The following is a 19848-nucleotide window of genomic DNA, read 5'->3' on the forward strand; positions in this document are numbered from 1 at the left end:
CCGCCGTCTGCACGGACGCCCTGCCCGCCTAAAGGGGGGCAGGGGCCGGGTGACATCCGCCGTCCCTCCGGCCGAGCGCTGTCGCGGGCCGCGAGAGACCCCTGCCGACGCCCCCGGCGTTCAGCCCTGTCGCGGCGAATCGATCCGGCCGGCGGCGTCGCCGGACCCTCACCGCCGTTGATCCGCCCCTCCTCCGCTCATGACGACGCACGGCTTTGCGCGCCGGCGTCCCCCGCCGCGATCGCGCCAACGATCGGCGGAGCCGCCTCACCATCCGACCTTTCACCGTGCGGGCTGCCGTCCGCGGCACTTGCCCGCCTGTTGCGGTCGCAGCCCGCGTGAGACGGGTTGTTGAAATATTGCATATCCGTTATCTGTTCCTGGCGATAAATCGACGGATCGATATCCGTGTCGGCGGAGATCGAAGTGCCGAATCGAGGGCCGGGGTGCCTCGGTTCGGACCAGTGCCCGTTCGGGCTCTGTGGTCGCGGGCGGACCAACCGGCATCAGGAGCGGAGATGACCATGACGGATGCGGCGAAGGTATTCGTGGGCTACGACACGCGGGAGGACATCGCCTGGCAGGTGTGCCGCTTCTCGCTCGATCGGCACAAGAGCCGCCCCCTTGCGATCCATCCCCTGAAGCAGGCGACCTTGCGTGAACTCGGCCTCTACACCCGGCCGCTCGACGCCAACGCGACGACCGAATTCTCGCTGACGCGCTTCCTGACGCCCTATCTGGCGCACTTCGACGGCTGGTCCATCTTCGTGGACTGCGACTTCCTGTTCAGCCGCGACATCTACAGCCTGCTCGACACGCTGGATCCGGCCAAGGCCGTCTACGTGGTGCAGCACGACTACAGCCCGTCGAAGACGATCAAGATGGACGGCAAGCAGCAGACCGTCTATCCGCGCAAGAACTGGTCGTCCTTCATCGTCTTCAACGGCCGCAACGAGCACGTCAAGGCGCTCACCCCCGACGTGGTGAACAGCGCGACGCCGGCCTACCTGCATCGGTTCTCGTGGATCCCGGACGACGACCTGATCGGCGCGCTGGACCTGGAGTGGAACTTCCTGGAGGGCGAGTACCACAAGCCCGACACGGTGCCGGCGGCGATCCACTACACCAACGGCGGGCCGTGGTTCGAGAACTGGCAGAACGTCGACTTCGGCGACCTGTGGCTCGCCGAGCGCGACCGGTATCTGAAGATCGCCGAAGCCGCCGAGTGACGCCGGCACCGCGGCCGGGCGTCCCACAGTCGGACGCAGGGTCGCGCGGGCCATCGTCCCGTGCGCCGGGGGTCAACGCCCCGGTGCCGGCCGCGACGAAGGGGCATTTTGCCGAGACGGTGCGCCCGCCGGGCGCCGCGCGGCGCAAGCCCTCCGAGCGCGCCCCCTGCCCGTCATTCAGGATCGCCAACAGCGGATGGACGCGCCCGACATGCCCGATCTGGCCGACAAGACGTCTGGTCTGAACAGCCGCTTTCCATCCGGCGAGCACACGGGGCCGGCCGCGCCGATCCTGACCCGCGGGGCCGGGGAGGGCAGCGTCGTGATGACCGTGATCGACCGGGCCGAGGCCGGACCCGGCGCCTGTGACGACCGGGTCGCCACCCTGGAAGCCGAACTGGCCGAGGCCCTCAACCAACTGACCTGGCGCAAGGCCGAGCTGGCGGCCCAGAAGATCCGGGCAGAGCGGGCGGAGGCGGAGATCGCCGCGCGCTTCGAGGCGCGCGAGGCCGCCACGCGGGCGTCGGCGGACCTCTTCCGGGGCGGGTTCTCCAAGGCGCGTCAGGAACTCGAGCGTCTGCGCAAGGACGCCGCCGACACCGCCCGGCGCCTGGACCGGGCGTCGGCCCGGCTGGAGGGCTACCGCGGATCGGCCCTCGGCCGGATGGCCGCCCTCGTGTCCACCCTGTCGGCGTTCGCCCAAGGAACCGCGCTTCTCTTCGCCCCCAAGCGCACGCGCCAGGCCCAGGCGGCGGCCGCCACGGTGGCGGCCGACGACCTGTTCGACGCCGCCTGGTATGCCGACGCCTATCCGGACGTGCGGACCTCCGGGATGGACGCGGCGCTCCACTACGTCCGGTTCGGCGCCGCCGAAGGACGCGATCCCGGACCGCGCTTCAGCACCCGGCAGTATCTGGACGCCTATCCGGACGTGCGGTCGTCGGGGCTCAATCCACTGGTCCACTTCATCCGCCACGGGCGGGCGGAGGGGCGGACCGCCGCGGACTCCGACGTGCCCCGCACGCACGCCCTCGTCGATCCGCGCACCGGCAAGGCGCTGGCCGACGACGTGGATCTGCTGCGCTCCAGCCCCCTCTTCGACGTGGATTGGTATCTGGCGACCTATCACGACGTTCTCGTCGGCGGCGCGGACCCGGTTCTCCACTACCTCACCCACGGCGCGGCCGAACGGCGCGACCCGTCGCCGGCCTTCAGCACGTCCGGCTACCTCAGGGCCAATCCCGACGTGGCGGAGGCCGGGGCCAACCCCCTCGTCCACTATCTCGTCTTCGGGGTGAAGGAAGGACGGCCGCGTCCGTCGGTTCGTGAGGCCGCCAAGACTTTCAAGTAACGCCGGGACATCGCCCTCACCGGCGCCGACGGATCCCGACCTTCAGGAAACGCCCGTATGAAACCGATGCTGCCGCCGACCGAATTCTCGGAAAACCCGTACCAGGCCGAGTGGTACGATCGCAATTACATCTTCACGCCGGACGGCGCCGCCGAGCATCCGAAGCATCACTGCAAGCTGACCTTCGACATCTCGCTGCCCTTCGTGCGCAACTTCCGCACCGCGGTGGACGTGGGCTGCCGGCTCGGCGAGTACAGCCGGTTCCTGCAGCACCACTTCGCCATGACCTATTGCTTCGATCCGAATCTCTGGAAGGGCTTCGCCAGCAATGTGGACCTGAAGAAGGTGGTCCATTTCAACTGCGCGCTCGGCGACGAGCCGGGCGTCATCCAGATGCACGGCGGCACCCACCGCTTCGTCGAAGGCAAGATGAAGACCGTGCCGGTGTTCCGCCTGGACGACTTCGAGCTGGAGACGGTCGACTACATCAAGGTCGACGTCGAGGGGTTCGAGACCAAGGTGCTGGGCGGCGGCATCAAGACGGTGGAGCGGGACAAGCCCGTGATCGTCATCGAGCAGAACGACGTCTTCCTGCCGGACGAGGGTCCGCTCTTCGCCAAGAAGTGGCTGGAGGACCGGGGCTATCGCCATGCGGCGACCTGTCCGCGCGGCTGGGACTACATCATGGTCCCGGTCTGATCACCGTCCCGCCGGCATTGGAATGACGAACCATGACGGGCTTTCTGAAGATCGATCTGTCGCCGGCGGTGGTGACGGTCGAGCCGGCTCTTAACGGGTTCGCCGACCAGTGGGACCTCCGCGATCCGATCCGGGTCGGCTGGTTCCTGCCGAGCAAGGACACCAACTCCGCCTCGAACCGGTACCGCTGCTTCCACATGGCTCGCGCCCTCGCGGGCCAGGGGGTGGAGAGCGTCTATCTGACGACGGCGGAGGAATTGTCCGTCCTGGCGCCGCGGATCGACATCCTCGTCATCGTCAAGCGACTGGACAAGGAGGTGATCGCGGTGGCCGCAAGGGCCCGCGAACGTTCCATGCCGGTGTTCCTGGACCTTTGCGACGATCTGATGGGCGCGCGCTATCCGAACAACATGGGCGGCGCGCACCAGATGGTGTTCTCCGCCATCGCCCGGCAGCTCGCCGGGATCGTGGTGCCGAGCGCCCAGATGGCCGGCCGGATCGGCGGCTATTGCGCCGACCTTTCGGTCGACCTGCCGATCCACGTCGTTCCCGACCCGGCGGAAACGGAAGCCGACTTCCTGGCGACGGAGACCTTCGTCACCGGCCAGCCGGCAAGCTGGCCCGACGACGACGCGCCGCCCGCCCGGCCGACGCGCAAGACGATCATCTGGTTCGGCAACTACGGCGCCCCCCACGGCGCGTTCGGCATTCCGAGCCTGCTGCCGGCGTTGCCGGTGCTGCAGTCCCTCAACCGCCGCATCCCGCTCGAACTGGTCGTGGTCAGCAACAGCGATCGCGCCCACGACGCCATCGTGGGCGCGTTCGACGTGCCGACCCGCTACGTGCCCTGGACGCCGCGGGCCGTCTACCGGGAGCTGCGCCGGGCCGATGTCGCCCTCCTGACCAACGGGGAGGACGAGTACTGCACCGTCAAGTCCTCCAACAGGGTGCTCCAGGCGCTCGCGATGGGCGTTCCGGTGGTGGCCACCGCGACCCAGGCGGTGGCCGAGTTCATCAACAGCGTGATCGTCGACCAGCCGAAGGCAGGCGTTCTCGCCTTCATCGGTCCGGACGGCGAGCGGCGGCGGGCGGAAGCCCTGGAGGCCGCACGGCCGATCCTGGAGCGCTACACGCCGGAGCGGATCGGCCGGCTGTGGTACGGGATCCTGGCCCGCCAGCGGGTGACAATGCGGGAGGCCCCGCGCGCCGAGGCGGGCGGCACCACTCTGGTCTTCCTCGAGGAGGGCCGGACCTTCGCGGCCCTGGAGGCGCTCTTTGGCGCCAACCTGAAACCGCAGCCCCGGTTCGACGTGCTGGCCGACGTCGGCGCCCTGATCGCCGACCGGCGCTTCGTCCACCTGTTCGCCGCCCAGGGCATCACGCCCATGCTCATCGGCGGCCGGCGCGACGTCTACCGGCACCGGCTGAAGGGGGTCGGCAAGCTGGTGGTGGAATCCGACGCGACGCCCTACTCGGCCACCTTCGTGCGATGGGCGCGCGAAGCCGGCATCGAGGTCCAGTCGGTGCAGTCCTATTGCCGGGCCATCCTGGCGAACCCGCCGCCCCTGCCGCCGCCCCTCGCGGCGTCGCCCCGGCAGCCGGGGCCCTATCCGGAACGCGCCGAGGCGGACGGATCGTCCACCTGGGCCTTCTGCGTCCACCAGAAGGCGCGCGGCTGGATCCTCGACGCCATCTGCCGCGAGATCGGCTCGCGCCAGCCGGACAGCTGGCAGGTGGTCTACCTGCCGGCGGTGATGCCCGAGGCGAAGAACTACTTCTTCTCGCACCACTCGCTCTTCCTGCGCTACCTGAAGAAGGTTCCCGAGATGCTCGGGAAGAGCAAGGTCTTCATCTGGTACACCCATCCAAGGTCCGAGACGCCGGAGGCGGTGGCGGAACTCCTGGAGGGCTTCCAGAGCGCGACGCGCGTCATCTTCACCTGCGCGGCCAACCGGGATCTCTGGCTGCAGCGCGGCCTGCCGGAGGAGAAGACCTGCGTGGTGCTCGGCGGCGCGGACGCGGAGATGTTCCGCGCCCACGAGCGGGGCTCCGGCGTCGTCGGGCTGTCGTCGTCCTTCTACGAGCGCAAGAACCCGGACGGCCTGATGGAGATCGTCCGGCTCCTGCCGCACCGGCGCTTCCACCTGATCGGCCGCCACTGGGAGCAGTACGCCCTGTTCGAGGAGCTGCGGTCGGCGCCCAATTTCCGCTACATCACCGTTCCGTACGAACGCTATCCCGAGCACTACGGGCGGTTCGACGTCTTCCTGTCCATGTCCACCCTGGAGGGCGGACCGATCCCGCTTCTGGAAGCCATGATGAGCAACGCGGTGCCGGTGGCGAGCCGGACCGGGTTCGGGCCGGATCTGATCCGCCACGGCGAGAACGGCTTCCTGTTCGACATCGGCGCCTCGGCCGCCGAGATCGCCGGGCTGATCGACGCGGCCTTCGACATCCGCACGGACGTGCGCGCCACGGTGGTCGACCACACCTGGGAGACGTTCGCGCGGATCATCACGGAGTTCGGCCAATGACGGCGGTGCAGGCGGCGGATCACCTCAGGCGGCGGCGGACCGTGGAGACAGCCATGCCGGCCGTGCGGGACCGGCTGCGGGCGGCATGGCGCGGCTTCCTGGCGGCGCGGCCGGCGCACCACGGGGCGGCCCGGCGCGTGCTCATCGTGATCCCGCTCAGTGTGGTGGAGGACATCGAATCCGTGCCGGCGGTCGGCCAGATCCTCTCGGTCGGCTGGATCGATCCGCTGTTCGCCTTCGCCCTGCCGACGGAGGCCGCAGCCCGGCTGTTCCGGGTCCGCGCCCGCGATCTCGGTTTCGACCAGCGGGTCGTCGTCGGGACCGAGATCGCCGTCCAGGCGGCCGCGAGCGCCTTGCCGGGCGGCATCCCGGTCTGCCGCCTGCCCGTCGGGGCCGTGCTCGACGTGGACTTCCTCGACCGGCTCGGCGCCGTCCTCGCCGGCACGGAAACCGTGTACGCGGAGCCGTCCGGGCTCGTCATCGCGGCCGACGCCGCCAGCGCCTGGACCCGGTCGGCCGGTGACCGACGCAACGACGGCGTCGTCTTCCAACTCGGTCCGCTGCTGCGCACCGAACCGCCGGACGCGGTGGACCTGTCGATCGACACCATCATGGAGGCGTTCCGGAGCACGGCCGCGGCGTGTGCGCCGCCCCGGGCCGGCGGCCTGCCGCGGCGGCGGGCGTTGGCGGCCGGCGGGGAGGGCGGGCTGCGGCTTTCGCTCGGCGCGGGCGGCCCGATCGACCTGATGGTCGTGCGCACCGGCGGCGGATCCGGGGCCGGCGAACGGATCCTCCAGCGACGCCTCCTACCGGCGGGGGACCGCCAGGCGATCCGGATCGACCCGCCGCTCGACGCGGTGAGCGAGACCGGGTGCGCCGTCGATCTCCTGCTGCGGACCGACAGCGAGGTGAAGCGGGTGCCGCTGCATCTGCGCGTGCCGCCGTCGCGGATCGAGCCCTTCATGGTGACCTGCTATCTCAACCGGGGCGGCGGCGGCAACGCCATGATGCGGGCTTTCGCCGAGGGAATCGGCTGCGCGCTCCGCTACGCCGAGGACGAGGCGGAGGATCGTCCGGGCGTTCCGATCGTCTGGGGCGTTCTTCGCGGCAGCGACGCGATCGTCGCGCGGGCGCGGGCAGCCGGCCGCTATTTCTTCTACGTGGACCACGCGTACTTCGGCCGGGGCCACGGCCGGAACTACCGGGTCGCCCGCAACGCCTACGAGGCCGGGCCGGTGCGCCGGTGCCCCGCCGACCGCATCGCGGCGCACGGCATCGCGCTTCAGCCCTGGCAAAGGGGCGGAGAGACCATCCTCGTCTGCCCGCCGACGGACTATTTCATGGCCGCGCACGGCTGCGCCGACTGGCTGGAGACCACGCTGGCGGACCTCGCGCGGCACACCGACCGTCCGGTGGTGGTGCGCCGGAAGCCGCAGCCGGGCGAGACGGTGGAGCCTCTGGAAGCGGCGCTGCGGAAGGCTCACGCCCTCGTCACCCACTCGTCGAACGTCGCCGTCGAGGCGGTGATCGCCGGCACGCCGGTCTTCGTCTCGCCCACCAGCGCCGCGGCCCCCATGGGCCGGACCGATCTCGCCGGCATCGAGAGCCCCGTCTTCCCCGACCGGGACGCCTGGCTCGCCTATCTGGCCTACTGCCAGTACAGCCTCGAGGAAATGCGCTCCGGGAAGGCCTGGCGCCTGCTCCTGGAGATGGAAGAGCGGGAGTTGATTCCATGACGGCGCCCGCGGACCGGACGGTGACCGTGCTGCGGATCGGCCGGGGCGAGGATGCCGTCCCGGCGTTCGAGGCCCTGCGGGCGCTCGGGCTGCCGCGGCCGGACGGGGTGCTCGGCACCGATCACAAGGTCGACGGCCAGGGCGTCGTCACGGTGCTGAACGTGGAAGGCGACTATCCGGCCGCCCTCACGGACCTGAGGACCACCGCGCTGCTCGGGGCCGGCGCCGACCGCGGCGCGGCCTATCTCGCCGCCGGGTTCGAGGCCTACGGCCTCGATCGCCTGCTCCATCGCCTGCCGGGGCGGACGGTCCTTCTGTGGCGGAGCGGCGCCGGCGACATCCTGGCCCGGCTGGACGCGGCCCGCCTCGAGCCGGGCGGCGTCGGCTTCGTGGGCGAGGGGCCGGACGCCGACATCCTGGTCGACGGGTCCGATCCCGGCGCCGGCGCCCTGGTGGACGTCGTGGCGACCCTCTACCGGTCGGGCGGCGCCCTCTCGTCGACGGATTACGCCCTGCCGTCCATCGTCCGCGCGGCGCTGAGATCCGGCTCGTGACGGTCGGATGTCTCCGACCGCCACGAGCCGCGACGGCCTGACCGGCCGGCGCCCTTTCGGGCTTGGGATCGCGGCCGGACCCGTGCGCCGACCGGCCGATCGGCCCCGGACGACCGGGTTCAGATCAGCGCCGCCCGTTGGAGGCCCTGCGCCACCGCTGCCGGTTCGTCGGTCGCCCACGGGGCGGCGACGCGCGGCGGATAGGCAAGGCGGATGCCGCGGCCGAACGTGTCCAGGTTGGGGTTGGTGAAGGGATCGTCGAGGAGGGTCGCGCCCCACTTGGCGTGCATGGCGGCGGCGTCCCGGTCGAGGCGTGCCCGCTTCTCCGCCGACATGTCGGACCCGCGTGTCTTGGATTCCTTGTGGATCAGCACGAGATCGGCGTCGCAGATAATCTTTCGGCCGGCCGCGCGGACCTTCAGGCAGAGATCCACGTCGTTGTAGGCGACGGGAAAGGCCTCGTCGAAGCCGCCGATGGCGGTGTAGAGCGCCTTGTCCACGAACAGGCAGGCCGCCGTCACCGCCGCGAACTGCTGGGTCAGCCAGGACCGGCTCATGTTGCCGGCCTCCGCCTCCCGGAGGCCGTGGTGGGCATGCACCGCGACCTTGTGCTCGCCCGCGCCCACGTGGATGCCGAAATGCTGGAGCGTGTGGTCCGGATAGAGGAGCCGCGCGCCGACGGCGCCGATCGACGGCACGCTGAAATGGGCCCGCACGCGATCGGCCCAGTCGGTGGAGACCATCTCGGTGTCGTTGTTGAGAAAGCCCAGGATGGTCCCCGTCGCCACAGCCGCGGCGCGGTTGTTCATGCGCGAGAAGTTGAACGGCTCGTCGAAGCGGACGACGCGGAAGGCCGGATGCCGCGCGCGCATTTCGTCGAGGAGCCGAAGGGTCTCGGGCTCGGTGGACTGATGGTCCACCACGATGATCTCGTGGATGGTGCCGCGGTCGAGGTCGGCCTCAAGCGAGCCGAGGCAGGCGGCGAGGAGGTCGTGGCCGTCGCGGGTCGGGATCACGAGCGAGATCGACTGGCCGGGCTTGATGCGCGCCGGGTCGACGCCGATCCGCGAGATGCCGGGCGCGCGGCCCGGCAGCGAGCGATAGGGGGCGCCGGTGCGCTGGAAGTGGTCGTCGATCGCCCGCCGGGCGGCGTCGATGGCATAGCTCTTCTGGCCGGCGCCGAGGGCCGTCGAGCCGATCGTCATGCGCCAGTGATAGAGGACGTGCGGGATGTGGATCACCTCGTCGTCCCGGCAGAGCTCCAGGATCCGCAGCGCCAGATCATAGTCCTGGCTGCCTTCGTAGCCGGGCCGGAAGCCGCCGACGGCCCCCACCAGATCCCGGCGGTAGACGCCGAGATGGCTGACCATGTTGTGGCCGTAGAAGAGGTAAGGGTCGAACGACCCCTTGAAGTAGGGATCGAGCCGCTGGCCCGCCTCGGTGATCTTGTCCTCGTCGCTGAAGATCACCTTGGCGCCCGGATGCCGGTTGATGGCCGCCGCCACCGTGTGGAGGGCGTGCGGCGGCAGTTCGTCGTCGTGGTCGAGGAGGACGATCCAGTCGCCGGTGGCGATCTCGATCGCCGCGTTGGTCGCCCGCGAGATGTGGCCGTTCTCCGGCCGCACCACCAGCCGGATCCGGTCGTCCGCCGCCTGATAGGCGCGGATGGTGCGCACCACCGCCGGATCGGGCGAGGCGTCGTCGGCGATGCAGAGCTCGAAGCGCGCGTAGGTCTGCGCCTGGACGCTTTCGATCATCGCCTTCAGGAGCTTGATCGGGGTGTTGTAGGTGGGCACCACCACCGACAGGAGCGGGCGTTCGGGCAGGCGAAGACCGGCCGCGCGGAGGCGGGCGAGGTCCGCCGGCCCGGGCGTGTCGTGCACCCGGGCCCAGTGGCCGTAGTCGGACGCCCGGTCGTCCTGGTCCTGGGTGAGCGCGCTGACGATGATGCGGCCGAGCCTGACCCAGCCGCGGGCCCGCGCCGTGTCGCGGGCGAGCTTCAGGTAGCCGAGAAGGGCGCGCGGCGTCATCGGGTGCCGGCGGCGCAGCCGGTCGAGCGCCCGGGCGACGGTCTCCGCCCCGGTGATCCGGCGCATGCGGACCGTCACGATGCCCATGGCTCCCGGCCGGGTGCTCGGGTCGAAGCGGATCCTGGAGGCGGCGGCCGGCAGCCGCAGGCGGATGCGGTGAACGTCGGCGGCGGTGCGCAGGGCGGCGAGATCGACGGTGTCCTGTTCGGTGAAGCCGCGACCCCGGTTGTAGTAGAGCTTCGGCTCGGCAAGATCGGCGGTGGACCGGATCCCCGTGAACGTCACCTCGTAGAGCCCCGGCGGATAGGCGACCAGGAGCGGCGGCCTGAAGTGGATCCACGGGTCCTCGTCGGTCCAGCGCCAGAGCCCGGAGTTCGGATCGACCACGACGCCGGGCCTCGGCTTCAGACGGATGCGCATGGGCAGGAGGGACACGACCCAGCCAAGGAGGAGCCGAATGAACGCATCGATCTGAGACAGGATTCGCATCGTCTTCCGTTTGTCGGAGAGGAGAGGGCGCGACCGCGTCAACCGGTCAGGGCTTCGTCGATGGCCTTGGCCGCGTAGTCGTAGACCAGCATGTCTAGGTCGACCATCTCGCGCACGACCGCGTGCTTGCGGAGCGCGTCGCGGACCTCGGGGGTCTCGGTGAACTCGTGGAACGTGATGCTGTCGAGCGCGCTCACGTCCAGCATCTGCTCCAGGAGGTCCTGGAACACCGGCAGGTGGGACCGGATGCCGACGAGGTCGAAGCTCGCCAGGTTGTCGAGCGCCGTCGCCGTGTGGCTGCGGATCGCGGATTCGTCCGGATTGCAGGCGAGCATCTTGGTGAGCGGGTTGACGAGGGTGGCGCGGTCGCGCGGGGCGAGCGCCTTGATCCGAGCCACGACCGCGTCCGGGTCGAGATCCGGCAGCCCCTGGACCAGTTCGAACAGCACCTCCAGGCCGCTGAAGCAGCGTCGGAGCGGCGCGAACTTCGGCACGCGCGACACCAGGCTGGCGAACAGCAGGCGCTCAGCGAACTCCTCCAGCGGATCGCGCAGGAGGCAGGTGGTCTTGTACTGCCGCTCGCGCAGGAGCGAGGAATAGCGCGGGAAACTCGGCCGGCCGTGGATGAAGATGGACCGGGCTTGGATGTTGAAGGTGATGTTGACGATGGTGTCGTAGGCGAACCGCTCCACGTTCGCGTAGGTGTGGCCGAAGCGACCGCGGATCGCGTTGATGAGGCGCAGCTGGGGCATGGCCGAGCAGTCGAAGAAGAAGAGCTTGCTGTCGACCTGCCGGGTGCCGTCGAAGCGGCGGTAGATGGTGATGCCGCTCGTGACCTCGCGGATCTCCAGCGAGGCGTAGCCGGCGAGCCCCGGCACGAGCTTCTCGTCGAGCTTCAGGCCGCACTGCCCGGTGGTGTGCCAGCCGAGCACCCGGAGGTCCTCGCGCTGCGAGTTCGCCTCCACCACCAGTTCGGTGTCCTCGTCCAGCATGACCTGGAACTGCGGAACGATCGCCGGATTGTCGAGGACGGTCCAGCCGGTGATCAGGTGTCCGAGGTCTTGGTCGATGGTGAACTGCATGGGGTCAGGCGTCCTGAAGGCGGAACTGCCCGTTCTATAGTCGAACGAAGGTGGCCATACCAAGGGTGTCGCGCGGGGCGCACGCGATCGGTCTCTCGAACCCGCCGCGGCACGCGCGGCCGTTTCCCGCAACGAGCCCGGACCGGCCGGAGTCCGGCCTTGCCCCGGCCTGCGACGGCCCGAACGGCCGAGCCGTCGCGGGCCGGACCTCATACTCGGCTCATAAAGGTCGGACTCGTCCGACCATGATGAGCGTGACGGCCTGACCGGCCGACGCCCGTTCGGGCTTGCCTGCGCTCGTTCAGCGCCGAGAGGTCGGGACTGAACGAGCTTGGTATTAGTTGTCCAGCTGGTTCGCCACGGAGAGGCCCGTGAAGGCCGGCTGGGTCACGGAGTTGACCAGGAGCAGGAACTTCTGCAGCTCGTTCAGCGGCGCGTTGGAGATGTAGACCAGATCCTTGTTGTAGATCCGCATCGCCTTGGCGAGGAAGAGGCCGGCGGGGTCGCGCAGATTGACCCGGTAGACGACGGGCACCGGCGCGCCGGTGGCGAGCAGCGGGCTTTCCGGCGCGAGGCCGCGGACGATTTCGGGCGGTTCCAGGCGGAACACGAACACGCCGGCCGGATCCGCCCGCATGTCCTGCAGGCCGCCCACCTTGGCGATGGCCTCGCTCAGCGTGACGCCGAGGGCGTCGAACGGCACCTGGGCGTTGCCGCCGGTGGCGCCGAAGGCCGTGAAGGTCTGCGGCTCGCGGGTGACGGTGATGACGTCGCCCGACCGCAGGAAGATGTTCTCCGACGGCACCGTCGTGATGCGCTGCAGCGGCACCCGGATGGTGTCGCGCCCGCGGGTCAACTGCACGAAGAGCTCGTGGGTCGGCGCGCCGAGGGTCGCGGCGGAGAGGACGTCGAGCAGCCGGTCGCCCCGGTTGGAGAGCGGCAGGCGGCCGCCGCCGGCGATCTCGCCGGTGAGGGTCACGGTGTTGGCGATGTTGCGGGTGACGCTGACGAGCACCTGCGGCTCGATCGCCTTGCCGGCAAGAGCCTCCTCGATGGCGAGCTTCACCTCGTCGGGGGACTTGCCCGCCACGTTGACGCTGCCCGCGTAGGGGATGGAGATCGTGCCCTGCTGGGAGACCGGCTGTTCCGGGATCAGGGCCGACTTGGTGCCGCCGCCGAGGGTTCCGGCGGGCGAGGAGAACAGGCCGCCGGCGCCCGCCTCCCAGATCGTCACGGCCACATAGTCGCCGACGCCGATGATGTCGCTGCCGCGACCGCCCTCGCCCTTGAAGCGGCCGGCGAAGGTCTCGTCCTCACGGTAGCGCAGCACGTCGAGCGTCGCCGGGGTGACCTCGACCAGTTCGTACTTCAGGCTGGAGGTCTGGGACGCAATGGAGACGAATTCGTCCCCGGCCGGTCCACCGGCGGGGAGCTGGGAGCACGATGCGAGCAGCCCGGCAACGACGACAACGGTAAGCCTCGACATAGAGATCGCAACCTCACTCCAACCGCATTTCTCTTAAGGTATCGGTCCGGCGAAAACGAGCCTTCGCCAAGCCGCACCCCCTTTCCGGCTTTGCCTGTTGCCCTTGAAGCACAGGACACCGGCGCCGAACGAGGCTTACCAAGCTATTGACCGAATTTGTTGAATGAAACCGAAACGCCGGTCAGGCCTCGTCGCTTTTCGGATCCTGATCGGAACGGGCCGGTCTTTGCGGATCGTGATCCGAAAGGGCCTTAGGGTCGTCGAGGTCCAGGTGGGCGGCGGGCCCGGCCTCCACCTCCGCCACCGCCTCGGCATAGCGTGTGAGGAGCGTCCGGCCGCCCTGGTCGCCCTCGATCGCGGCAAGCTCCTGGAAGAAACGGCGGGACCAGAGCACCGGATTGCCACGCCGGCCCTCGTGCACGGGCATCACGATCAGGCTGCCGCTCAGCGGCCGGTAGGCGGCGATCAGCCGGTCGACGAGGGCGGCGTCCACCGCCGGCATGTCGCCGAGGAGCACGATGGCGGCCTCGCAGGCCGGCGAGACGGCCTGAAGCCCGGCGCGGAGCGAAGTGGACTGGCCCTCCCGGTAGGCGGGATTGCGCACCAGGCGGACGCGGGGAAGATCGGCGAGGGCGGCCTCCACCGCCTCGGCCTCGTGGCCGGTCACCACGATCACCTCGGCGGCCGAGGAGGCGAGCGCGGCCTTTGCCGCATGGCGCACCATGGGCGCGCCGCGCACCGGGGCGAGCAGCTTGTTGGCGGGCCCGAATCGGGTGGACCGTCCGGCCGCGAGCACGATGGCGGCCACCGCCGGCCGGTCCGGGTCCTCCTTCAGGGCGTCGCCGGTCCGGGGCGCCGGCCGGCTGACGATGTCCATGAGGAGGCCGCCGACGCCCATGCGGACGATGTCGTCCGCCCCGACCGGATGGTCGGCCAGCAGGCGCTCCAGCACGAAGTCGAAGCCGTTCTCGCGCGGGCTGCGGGCGCAGCCCGGCGCGCCGAGCACCGGCCGGCCGTCGAGCGCGCCGAGGATGAGGAGGTTGCCGGGGTCGACCGGCATGCCGAGGTGGACCACCGTGCCGCCGGCGGCCCGGATCGCCGCCGGGATCACGTCGTCGGCGTCGACCACCGCCGAGGCGCCGAACACCACGGTGAGGTCCGCTTTCCCCCGCACGGAGGCGAGCGCCTCCGCCACGGCCCGGTCGTCGTGCGGCACGCGAAGGTCCGCCGTGATGGTGGCGCCGGCCGGACGCAGCCGGTCGGCGAGGACCGAAAGGGTCTTCTCCACCACCTTGGACTTGAGGCTCGGCAACAGCGTCGAGACCACCGCGACGCGGAGCGGCCGGTAGGCCTCCACGGCGAGCGCGGGCGCGCCGCCGGCCATCCGGATGGCCGCGTCGAGCACGGCCCGGCCGACCGCGAAGGGGATGATCTTCACGGTCGCCACCATGCGGCCCGCCTCCACGCCGCGAAGCGGCGGCCGGGTCGCCACGGTGACGGCCGGGTCGATGCGGTTGATGGCGTGGATCCGGTCCGGATCGAGCACGAAGAGGCCGGCGGCCGCGGCGAAAAGATTGCTGCGCCCGGTCGCCGGCGCCTCGGCCCGGACGTTCGGGCCGGCGAGCGCGTGGGCGAGCGCCGCCGCGGCCTCGTCCTCGTGCACGTCGTCCGGCTCCAGGCGGGCGACCGTCACGGTCTTGATCGCGGCGTCGATGAGGGCGGCGGCGAGGGCCGCATCGACGCGCGTGCCCTTGCGCACCGTGCCGGCGGGCGTCGACACCGCGTGCGCCAGATAGGCGCCGATCGCCGCCTCGGGGGTGGCGGGTCCGAACCTCACGACGGCGCGCCGGGCGGTCTTGACCCGATGGAGCCCGGCGCTCCGGGGGAGCGCGGTGCTCCGGGGGAGCGCGGTGCCCCGATCGGGCGCCTGCGGAAGGCCTCGATCACCTCGGCCATGACGGCGACGGCGATCTCGCCGGGCGAGGCGGCACCGATGTCGATGCCGATCGGCGCGTGGATGCCCTCCACGTCCGCCTCCGTGAGCCCGGCCGACAGCAGCCGCTCGCGCCGCTTGGCGTGGGTCTTCCGGCTGCCGAGGGCGCCCACGTAGAAGGCATCGCGGCGGATGGCGTGGACGATGGCCCAGTCGTCGATCTTCGGGTCGTGGGTGACGGCGGCGAGCGCCGTGTAGCGGTCGATGCCGAGGCCCGGCAGCACCGCTTCGGGCCAGTCGGCCAGAAGCGTCGTCGCGGCGAACCGCTCGGGCGTGGCGAAGGCGGTGCGCGGGTCGACCACGATGAGGTCGTAGCCGGCGGCGGCGGCCACCGGGATCAGCGCCTGGGAGATGTGCACCGCCCCGATCGCCACGATGCGCGGCGCCGGCACGTGCACGTTGATGAACGTTTCCGCGCCGTCCTTGGCCACGATGCCGGACCGGCCGGCCCGGAGCGCTGCGGCGATCTCCACGGCGAGCGGGTCGCCGGCAAGGTCGTCGCCGTCGCCGACGAGGCGGGTCTCGCCGCCCGGCAGCGGCGTCACCACCGCGACGGCCTGACGCGCGTGGCGGCGGGCGTTGAGGTCGGCGAGCAGACGCGCGTCCATGTCAGCCGACCCGTTCCACGAGAACGCGGATGCGGCCGCCGCAGGAAAGGCCGACGCGCCAGGCGGTCTCGTCGGCGACGCCGAACTCCAGGAGGCGGGGGGCGCCGTCGGCGATGACCTCGACGGCCTCGGCAATCACGGCGCCCTCCACGCAGCCGCCCGACACGGAGCCCTCGAAGGCGCCCTCGCCGTCGATCACCAGATGGCTGCCGACCGGGCGGGGCGCCGAGCCCCAGGTCTCAACCACGGTGGCAAGGGCGACGGGCCGGCCGGCGGCGATCCAACGCTCCGCCACGCCCAGTACATCGGTTCCGGGCACATCGGTTCCGGGCACGTCGGTACCGGTTGCGTCGATTTGCATGTCGCTTCCTCGATCCATCGTGGTCGTCATTCTATCTGCCTGTCAGCGGCGCGCCGCCATCGGACTTTGGTGCCCCCGATGCTCGGTCAGGCCGCCGCCTAGAGCAATGTCCGACCAAGTTGAAAGACTGGTCGATGAGACAATGCTCCAGGATATTGAATCTGGAGCGATTTCTTATCGACCTGATGATCCCATCAGGTCGGAAAGCGCTCTAGCGCCCGGTCCGGCGGCGCCTGGCGCGAAGGTCCTTGTAGATGTGGACCATGAAGGCGGTGGCGAAGAGGGGGGTGAGGAGGTTCAAAATGGGAATGGCGAGGACGCCGGCGATCACGAGGCCGGCGAGGAAGATGCGCGTGCCGGCCTCCTCGCGGAGCACCCGCACGCTGTCCGGGTCGTGGAAGCGGTGGGCGATCATCTCGAAATACTCCCGCCCGAGCAGGTAGGCGTTGGCGATGAAGAAGGCCATCACGTTGATGCCGGGCAGGAGGATGAGAACGAGCACCAGGAGGTTGACCGCCACCACGAGGAGCGTGAAGCGCATCGCCGACAGGAGGCTCGGCACCAGCGGCATGGCCTGGCCGGGCGGATCGCCCGGATAGTGGACCCGCTCGACTTCCTCGGCGATTTCGTCCAGGAAAAGCCCGGCGAACAGGGACGTGACCGGCGCCACCAGGAAGCCGAGGCCGATGACGAGGCCGAGGCCGGTGAGAATCTCGATCGAGGTCTGGAGCCAGGCGTTCTCCACCACCACGAAATGGGTGAAGGTGCCGTAGAGCGCCGCCCAGACGGCGGCGAGCATGAGAAGCGTCAGGCCCACCGACCGGATGAGCACCTGCCGGAAGGGGGGCGAGACGATCTGGGAGAAGGCGCGGGAGGCGGCGGCCAGCATGAAAGGCTCCGTTTGACGTGAGCGACACATAGTGTGTCCGGCCGGCCGGCGCGAGAGCCCGGAACGGGCGGCATGGATCTTGAAAGGCGAAAGTGTCGGTCCGCCGGATGGCGACCGGCGCGATAAGGTTCGAGGGCGAGGCGTCGCCGACCCGGCGCCGACACGCGCGCGGTGATGGTCGAGTGCCGGTAGACAGACGGATGGACGTGGAGAGAGCGACCTGATGACCGAGACCCGTTTCGATGTGCTGACGATCGGCAACGCCATCGTGGACATCCTGGCCCGCGCCGAGGACGACCTCATCGTCCGCCTCGGCCTTTCCAAGGGCATGATGCGCCTGATCGACGCCGCCGAGGCGGACCGGCTCTACACCCTGATCGGGCCGGCCATCGAGGCGTCCGGCGGGTCCGCCGGCAACACGGCGGCGGGACTTGCGTCCTTCGGCGCCAGGGCGGCCTATATCGGCAAGATCGCCGTCGACCAGCTCGGCACCATCTTCCGGCACGACATCACGGCCCTTGGCGTCCACTTCCCCACCGCCCCGCTGGAAGGCGGGGCTCCGACGGCCCGCTCCACCATCCTGATCACGCCGGATGGCGAGCGGACCATGAACACCTATCTCGGCGCCTGCCAGGCGCTGACCGAGGCGGACATCGACGAGCCGACGGTCGCCGGCGCGGCGATCACCTACCTGGAAGGCTATCTCTGGGATCCGCCGGAGGCCAAGAAGGCCTTCCGCAAGGCGGCCGCCATCGCCCACGCCAACGGCCGGCAGGTGGCCATCACCCTTTCGGACAGCTTCTGCGTGGACCGCTGGCGGGCGGAGTTCCTGGACCTGATGCGCAGCCGCACGGTGGACATCGTGTTCGCCAACGAGAGCGAGGTGAAGGCGCTCTATCAGACCGCCGACGTGCCGACCGCCGTGGAGGCGCTCCGGCGCGACGTGGCGCTCGCCGCCGTCACCCTCGGCGAGGAGGGCGCGCTCGTGGTGCAGGGCGAGGCGACCTACCGGGTACCGGCCTATCCGGTGGCCGAGGTGGTGGACCTCACCGGCGCCGGCGACCAGTTCGCCGCCGGCTTCCTCGTCGGCCTCACGCGCGGCCGTGGCTTGACCGAGGCCGCAAGCCTCGGCTGCCTCGCCGCCACCGAGGTGATCGGCCACATCGGGCCGCGGCCGGCGGTGTCGCTGAAGGGGCTCGCGGCCGAGTACGGCCTGCCGGTCTGAGCATCCGGCTCCCGGTCGTGACGGCCGCAGCCGTCACACAACAGCCGTGACGGCGAGGGCGGCAAGCGCCAGGGCGGCGATCCAGGCCGGCCAGACCAGCCGGTCGAGGCTCCAGCGCTGGCGTTCCAGGTAGAGGTTGCGGTCGCGTTCGGCCGCCGCCGCGGCCTCCAGGTCGCGGGCGAGCACCGGCAGCTGGCCGGCGAGCCGGACGAGGGAGCCGAGGGTGCCGGCCACCTCCTCGACGCGGCCGACCGGGCCGAGGTTGCGGGCGATCCACTCGGCCACAACCGGTTCGGCAGTCCGCCACATGTCGAGGCGCGGGTCGAGGGTGCGGGCGACGCCCTCCACCACCACCATGGTCTTCTGCAGCATTATGAGCTCGGGCCGGGTCTGCATGTCGAAGAGCTCGGTCACCTCGAAGAGCTGGGTGAGGAGCCGCGCCATGGAGATGTCGGCGGCGGTATGGCCCTGCAGCGGCTCGCCGATGGCCCGGAGCGCCTGGGCGAAGGTGTCCACGTCGTGGTGGCCGGGCACGTAGCCCGCCTCGAAATGCACCTCCGCCACCCGGCGGTAGTCGCGCCGGATGAAGCCGAACAGGATCTCGGCGAGGAAGCGCCGCTCCTTGCGGCCGAGCCGGCCCATGATGCCGAAGTCGACGGCGACGAGCGTGCCCGACGGGTCGACGAAGAGATTGCCCTGGTGCATGTCCGCGTGGAAGAAGCCGTCCCGCATGGCGTGGCGCAGGAAGCTCTGGATCAGCGTGGCGGCGAGCGTCACCGGGTCGTGCCCGGCCTCCACGATGCGCGGCACGTTGGAAAGCTTGGTGCCGTCGATCCACTCCATGGTGAGGACGCTCTTGGCCGTCCGCTCCCAGACCACCGTCGGCACCCGGAAGCCGGTGTCGGCTGAAATGTTCTCGGCCATCTCCGAAAGGGCGGCCGCCTCCAGGCGGAAGTCCATCTCCAGGGCGACGGAGCGGGCGAGGGTGTCCACCACCGCCCGCGGCTTCAGGCGCCGGGACGGCGGATGGAAGCGCTCGATCAGCCTTGCGGCGATGTAGAAGCTGTTGACGTCGCTCGCGAACCGGCGGGCGACGCCCGGCCGCAGCACCTTCACGGCGACGGTGCGGGGCTCGCCGGTCGAGGGGTCGCGGACCACCGCCTGGTGCACCTGGGCGATGGAGGCGGCGGCGATCGGCGGGCCGAAGCTCTCGAACACGGCCTCCACCGGCGCCCCGAAGGCGGCCGCCACTTCGGCGCGGGCGACCGCCTCGCCGAACGGCGGCACGTTGTCCTGGAGGGCGCTCAAGTCCGCCGCCATCAGCCGGCCGACCACGTCGGGGCGGGTGGCGAGGAACTGGCCGAGCTTCACGTAGGAGGGCCCGAGCCGGTTCACCGCCCGGGTGATGCGCTCCGCCCCGGCCCGGTCGCCGGCCGCGGGCCGCTGGATCAGCCGGGCCACCCCGAGCAGCAGCCGGATCGGCAGCGGGATCGGCTCCGGCAGCGGAAAGGCCGTCGCCACGCCCTCGCGGGCGAGCACGAAGGCGCCGCGCGCCAGCCGGAAGAGATCACCCAATGCCATG

Annotated in this window: 15 protein-coding genes; 7 read left to right on the forward strand and 8 right to left on the reverse strand. The window is 70.6% G+C overall.

The window, feature by feature from the left end:
* Positions 1–518 precede the first annotated feature (518 nt).
* The 6 genes from BUQ68_RS13235 to BUQ68_RS13260 all read left to right on the forward strand — a co-directional run bounded on the left by BUQ68_RS13235 (position 519) and on the right by BUQ68_RS13260 (position 8103).
* The gene (locus BUQ68_RS13235) at positions 519–1229 is read left to right on the forward strand and encodes a glycosyltransferase (RefSeq protein WP_342587015.1); all 711 of its coding nucleotides are present in this window, start codon (positions 519–521) and stop codon (positions 1227–1229) included.
* 211 nt (positions 1230–1440) lie between these two features.
* On the forward strand, positions 1441–2580 hold the full coding sequence (locus BUQ68_RS13240) for a hypothetical protein (protein ID WP_139315240.1): 1140 nt from the start codon (positions 1441–1443) through the stop codon (positions 2578–2580).
* Between the two features lie 57 nt (positions 2581–2637).
* Positions 2638–3279 carry an FkbM family methyltransferase gene (locus BUQ68_RS13245; RefSeq protein ID WP_075216458.1) on the forward strand — a complete coding sequence of 214 codons (642 nt, stop codon included), beginning with the start codon at positions 2638–2640 and terminating at the stop codon, positions 3277–3279.
* Positions 3280–3311: 32 nt separating this feature from the next.
* The gene (locus tag BUQ68_RS13250) at positions 3312–5813 is read left to right on the forward strand and encodes a glycosyltransferase (protein WP_075216459.1); all 2502 of its coding nucleotides are present in this window, start codon (positions 3312–3314) and stop codon (positions 5811–5813) included.
* A 53-nt stretch (positions 5814–5866) separates the two neighbouring features.
* Positions 5867–7549, forward strand: coding sequence for a hypothetical protein (locus tag BUQ68_RS13255; RefSeq protein ID WP_139315241.1), 1683 nt, complete (start codon positions 5867–5869; stop codon positions 7547–7549).
* Complete coding sequence (locus tag BUQ68_RS13260; protein ID WP_075216461.1) at positions 7546–8103, forward strand: hypothetical protein; 558 nt, start codon at positions 7546–7548, stop codon at positions 8101–8103. The genes BUQ68_RS13255 and BUQ68_RS13260 overlap by 4 nt, the downstream gene beginning before the upstream one ends.
* Before the next feature lie 119 nt (positions 8104–8222).
* On the opposite strand, the gene BUQ68_RS13265 is transcribed toward BUQ68_RS13260, so the two are convergent.
* The 7 genes from BUQ68_RS13265 to BUQ68_RS13295 all read right to left on the reverse strand — a co-directional run bounded on the left by BUQ68_RS13265 (position 8223) and on the right by BUQ68_RS13295 (position 17041).
* Entirely contained in the window at positions 8223–10622 is a 2400-nt protein-coding gene (locus BUQ68_RS13265) for a glycosyltransferase family 2 protein (protein WP_075216462.1), read from the reverse strand.
* 38 nt (positions 10623–10660) lie between these two features.
* Positions 10661–11704 carry a hypothetical protein gene (locus tag BUQ68_RS13270; protein WP_075216463.1) on the reverse strand — a complete coding sequence of 348 codons (1044 nt, stop codon included), beginning with the start codon at positions 11702–11704 and terminating at the stop codon, positions 10661–10663.
* A gap of 337 nt (positions 11705–12041) precedes the next feature.
* On the reverse strand, positions 12042–13190 hold the full coding sequence (locus BUQ68_RS13275; RefSeq protein ID WP_075216464.1) for a polysaccharide biosynthesis/export family protein: 1149 nt from the start codon (positions 13188–13190) through the stop codon (positions 12042–12044).
* 181 nt (positions 13191–13371) lie between these two features.
* A complete protein-coding gene (locus tag BUQ68_RS13280; RefSeq protein ID WP_075216465.1) occupies positions 13372–15027 on the reverse strand; it encodes an NTP transferase domain-containing protein in 1656 nt (551 codons plus the stop codon).
* Positions 15024–15791: an XdhC family protein gene (locus tag BUQ68_RS13285; protein WP_075216466.1), complete on the reverse strand. Its 768-nt coding sequence runs from the start codon at positions 15789–15791 to the stop codon at positions 15024–15026. The genes BUQ68_RS13280 and BUQ68_RS13285 overlap by 4 nt, the downstream gene beginning before the upstream one ends.
* A gap of 1 nt (position 15792) precedes the next feature.
* Positions 15793–16152 carry an XdhC family protein gene (locus BUQ68_RS13290; RefSeq protein ID WP_075216467.1) on the reverse strand — a complete coding sequence of 120 codons (360 nt, stop codon included), beginning with the start codon at positions 16150–16152 and terminating at the stop codon, positions 15793–15795.
* 211 nt (positions 16153–16363) lie between these two features.
* Positions 16364–17041: a sulfate transporter family protein gene (locus BUQ68_RS13295; protein WP_075216468.1), complete on the reverse strand. Its 678-nt coding sequence runs from the start codon at positions 17039–17041 to the stop codon at positions 16364–16366.
* Positions 17042–17264: 223 nt separating this feature from the next.
* Between BUQ68_RS13295 and BUQ68_RS13300 the strand changes: the two genes are divergently transcribed.
* Entirely contained in the window at positions 17265–18266 is a 1002-nt protein-coding gene (locus BUQ68_RS13300; RefSeq protein WP_075216469.1) for an adenosine kinase, read from the forward strand.
* 33 nt (positions 18267–18299) lie between these two features.
* On the opposite strand, the gene ubiB is transcribed toward BUQ68_RS13300, so the two are convergent.
* Entirely contained in the window at positions 18300–19847 is a 1548-nt protein-coding gene (gene ubiB, locus BUQ68_RS13305) for a 2-polyprenylphenol 6-hydroxylase (protein WP_075216470.1), read from the reverse strand.
* Between the last annotated feature and the right edge of the window lies 1 nt (position 19848).

The organism is Mongoliimonas terrestris (assembly GCF_001927285.1).
GTDB classification, from domain to species: domain Bacteria; phylum Pseudomonadota; class Alphaproteobacteria; order Rhizobiales; family Pleomorphomonadaceae; genus Chthonobacter; species Chthonobacter terrestris.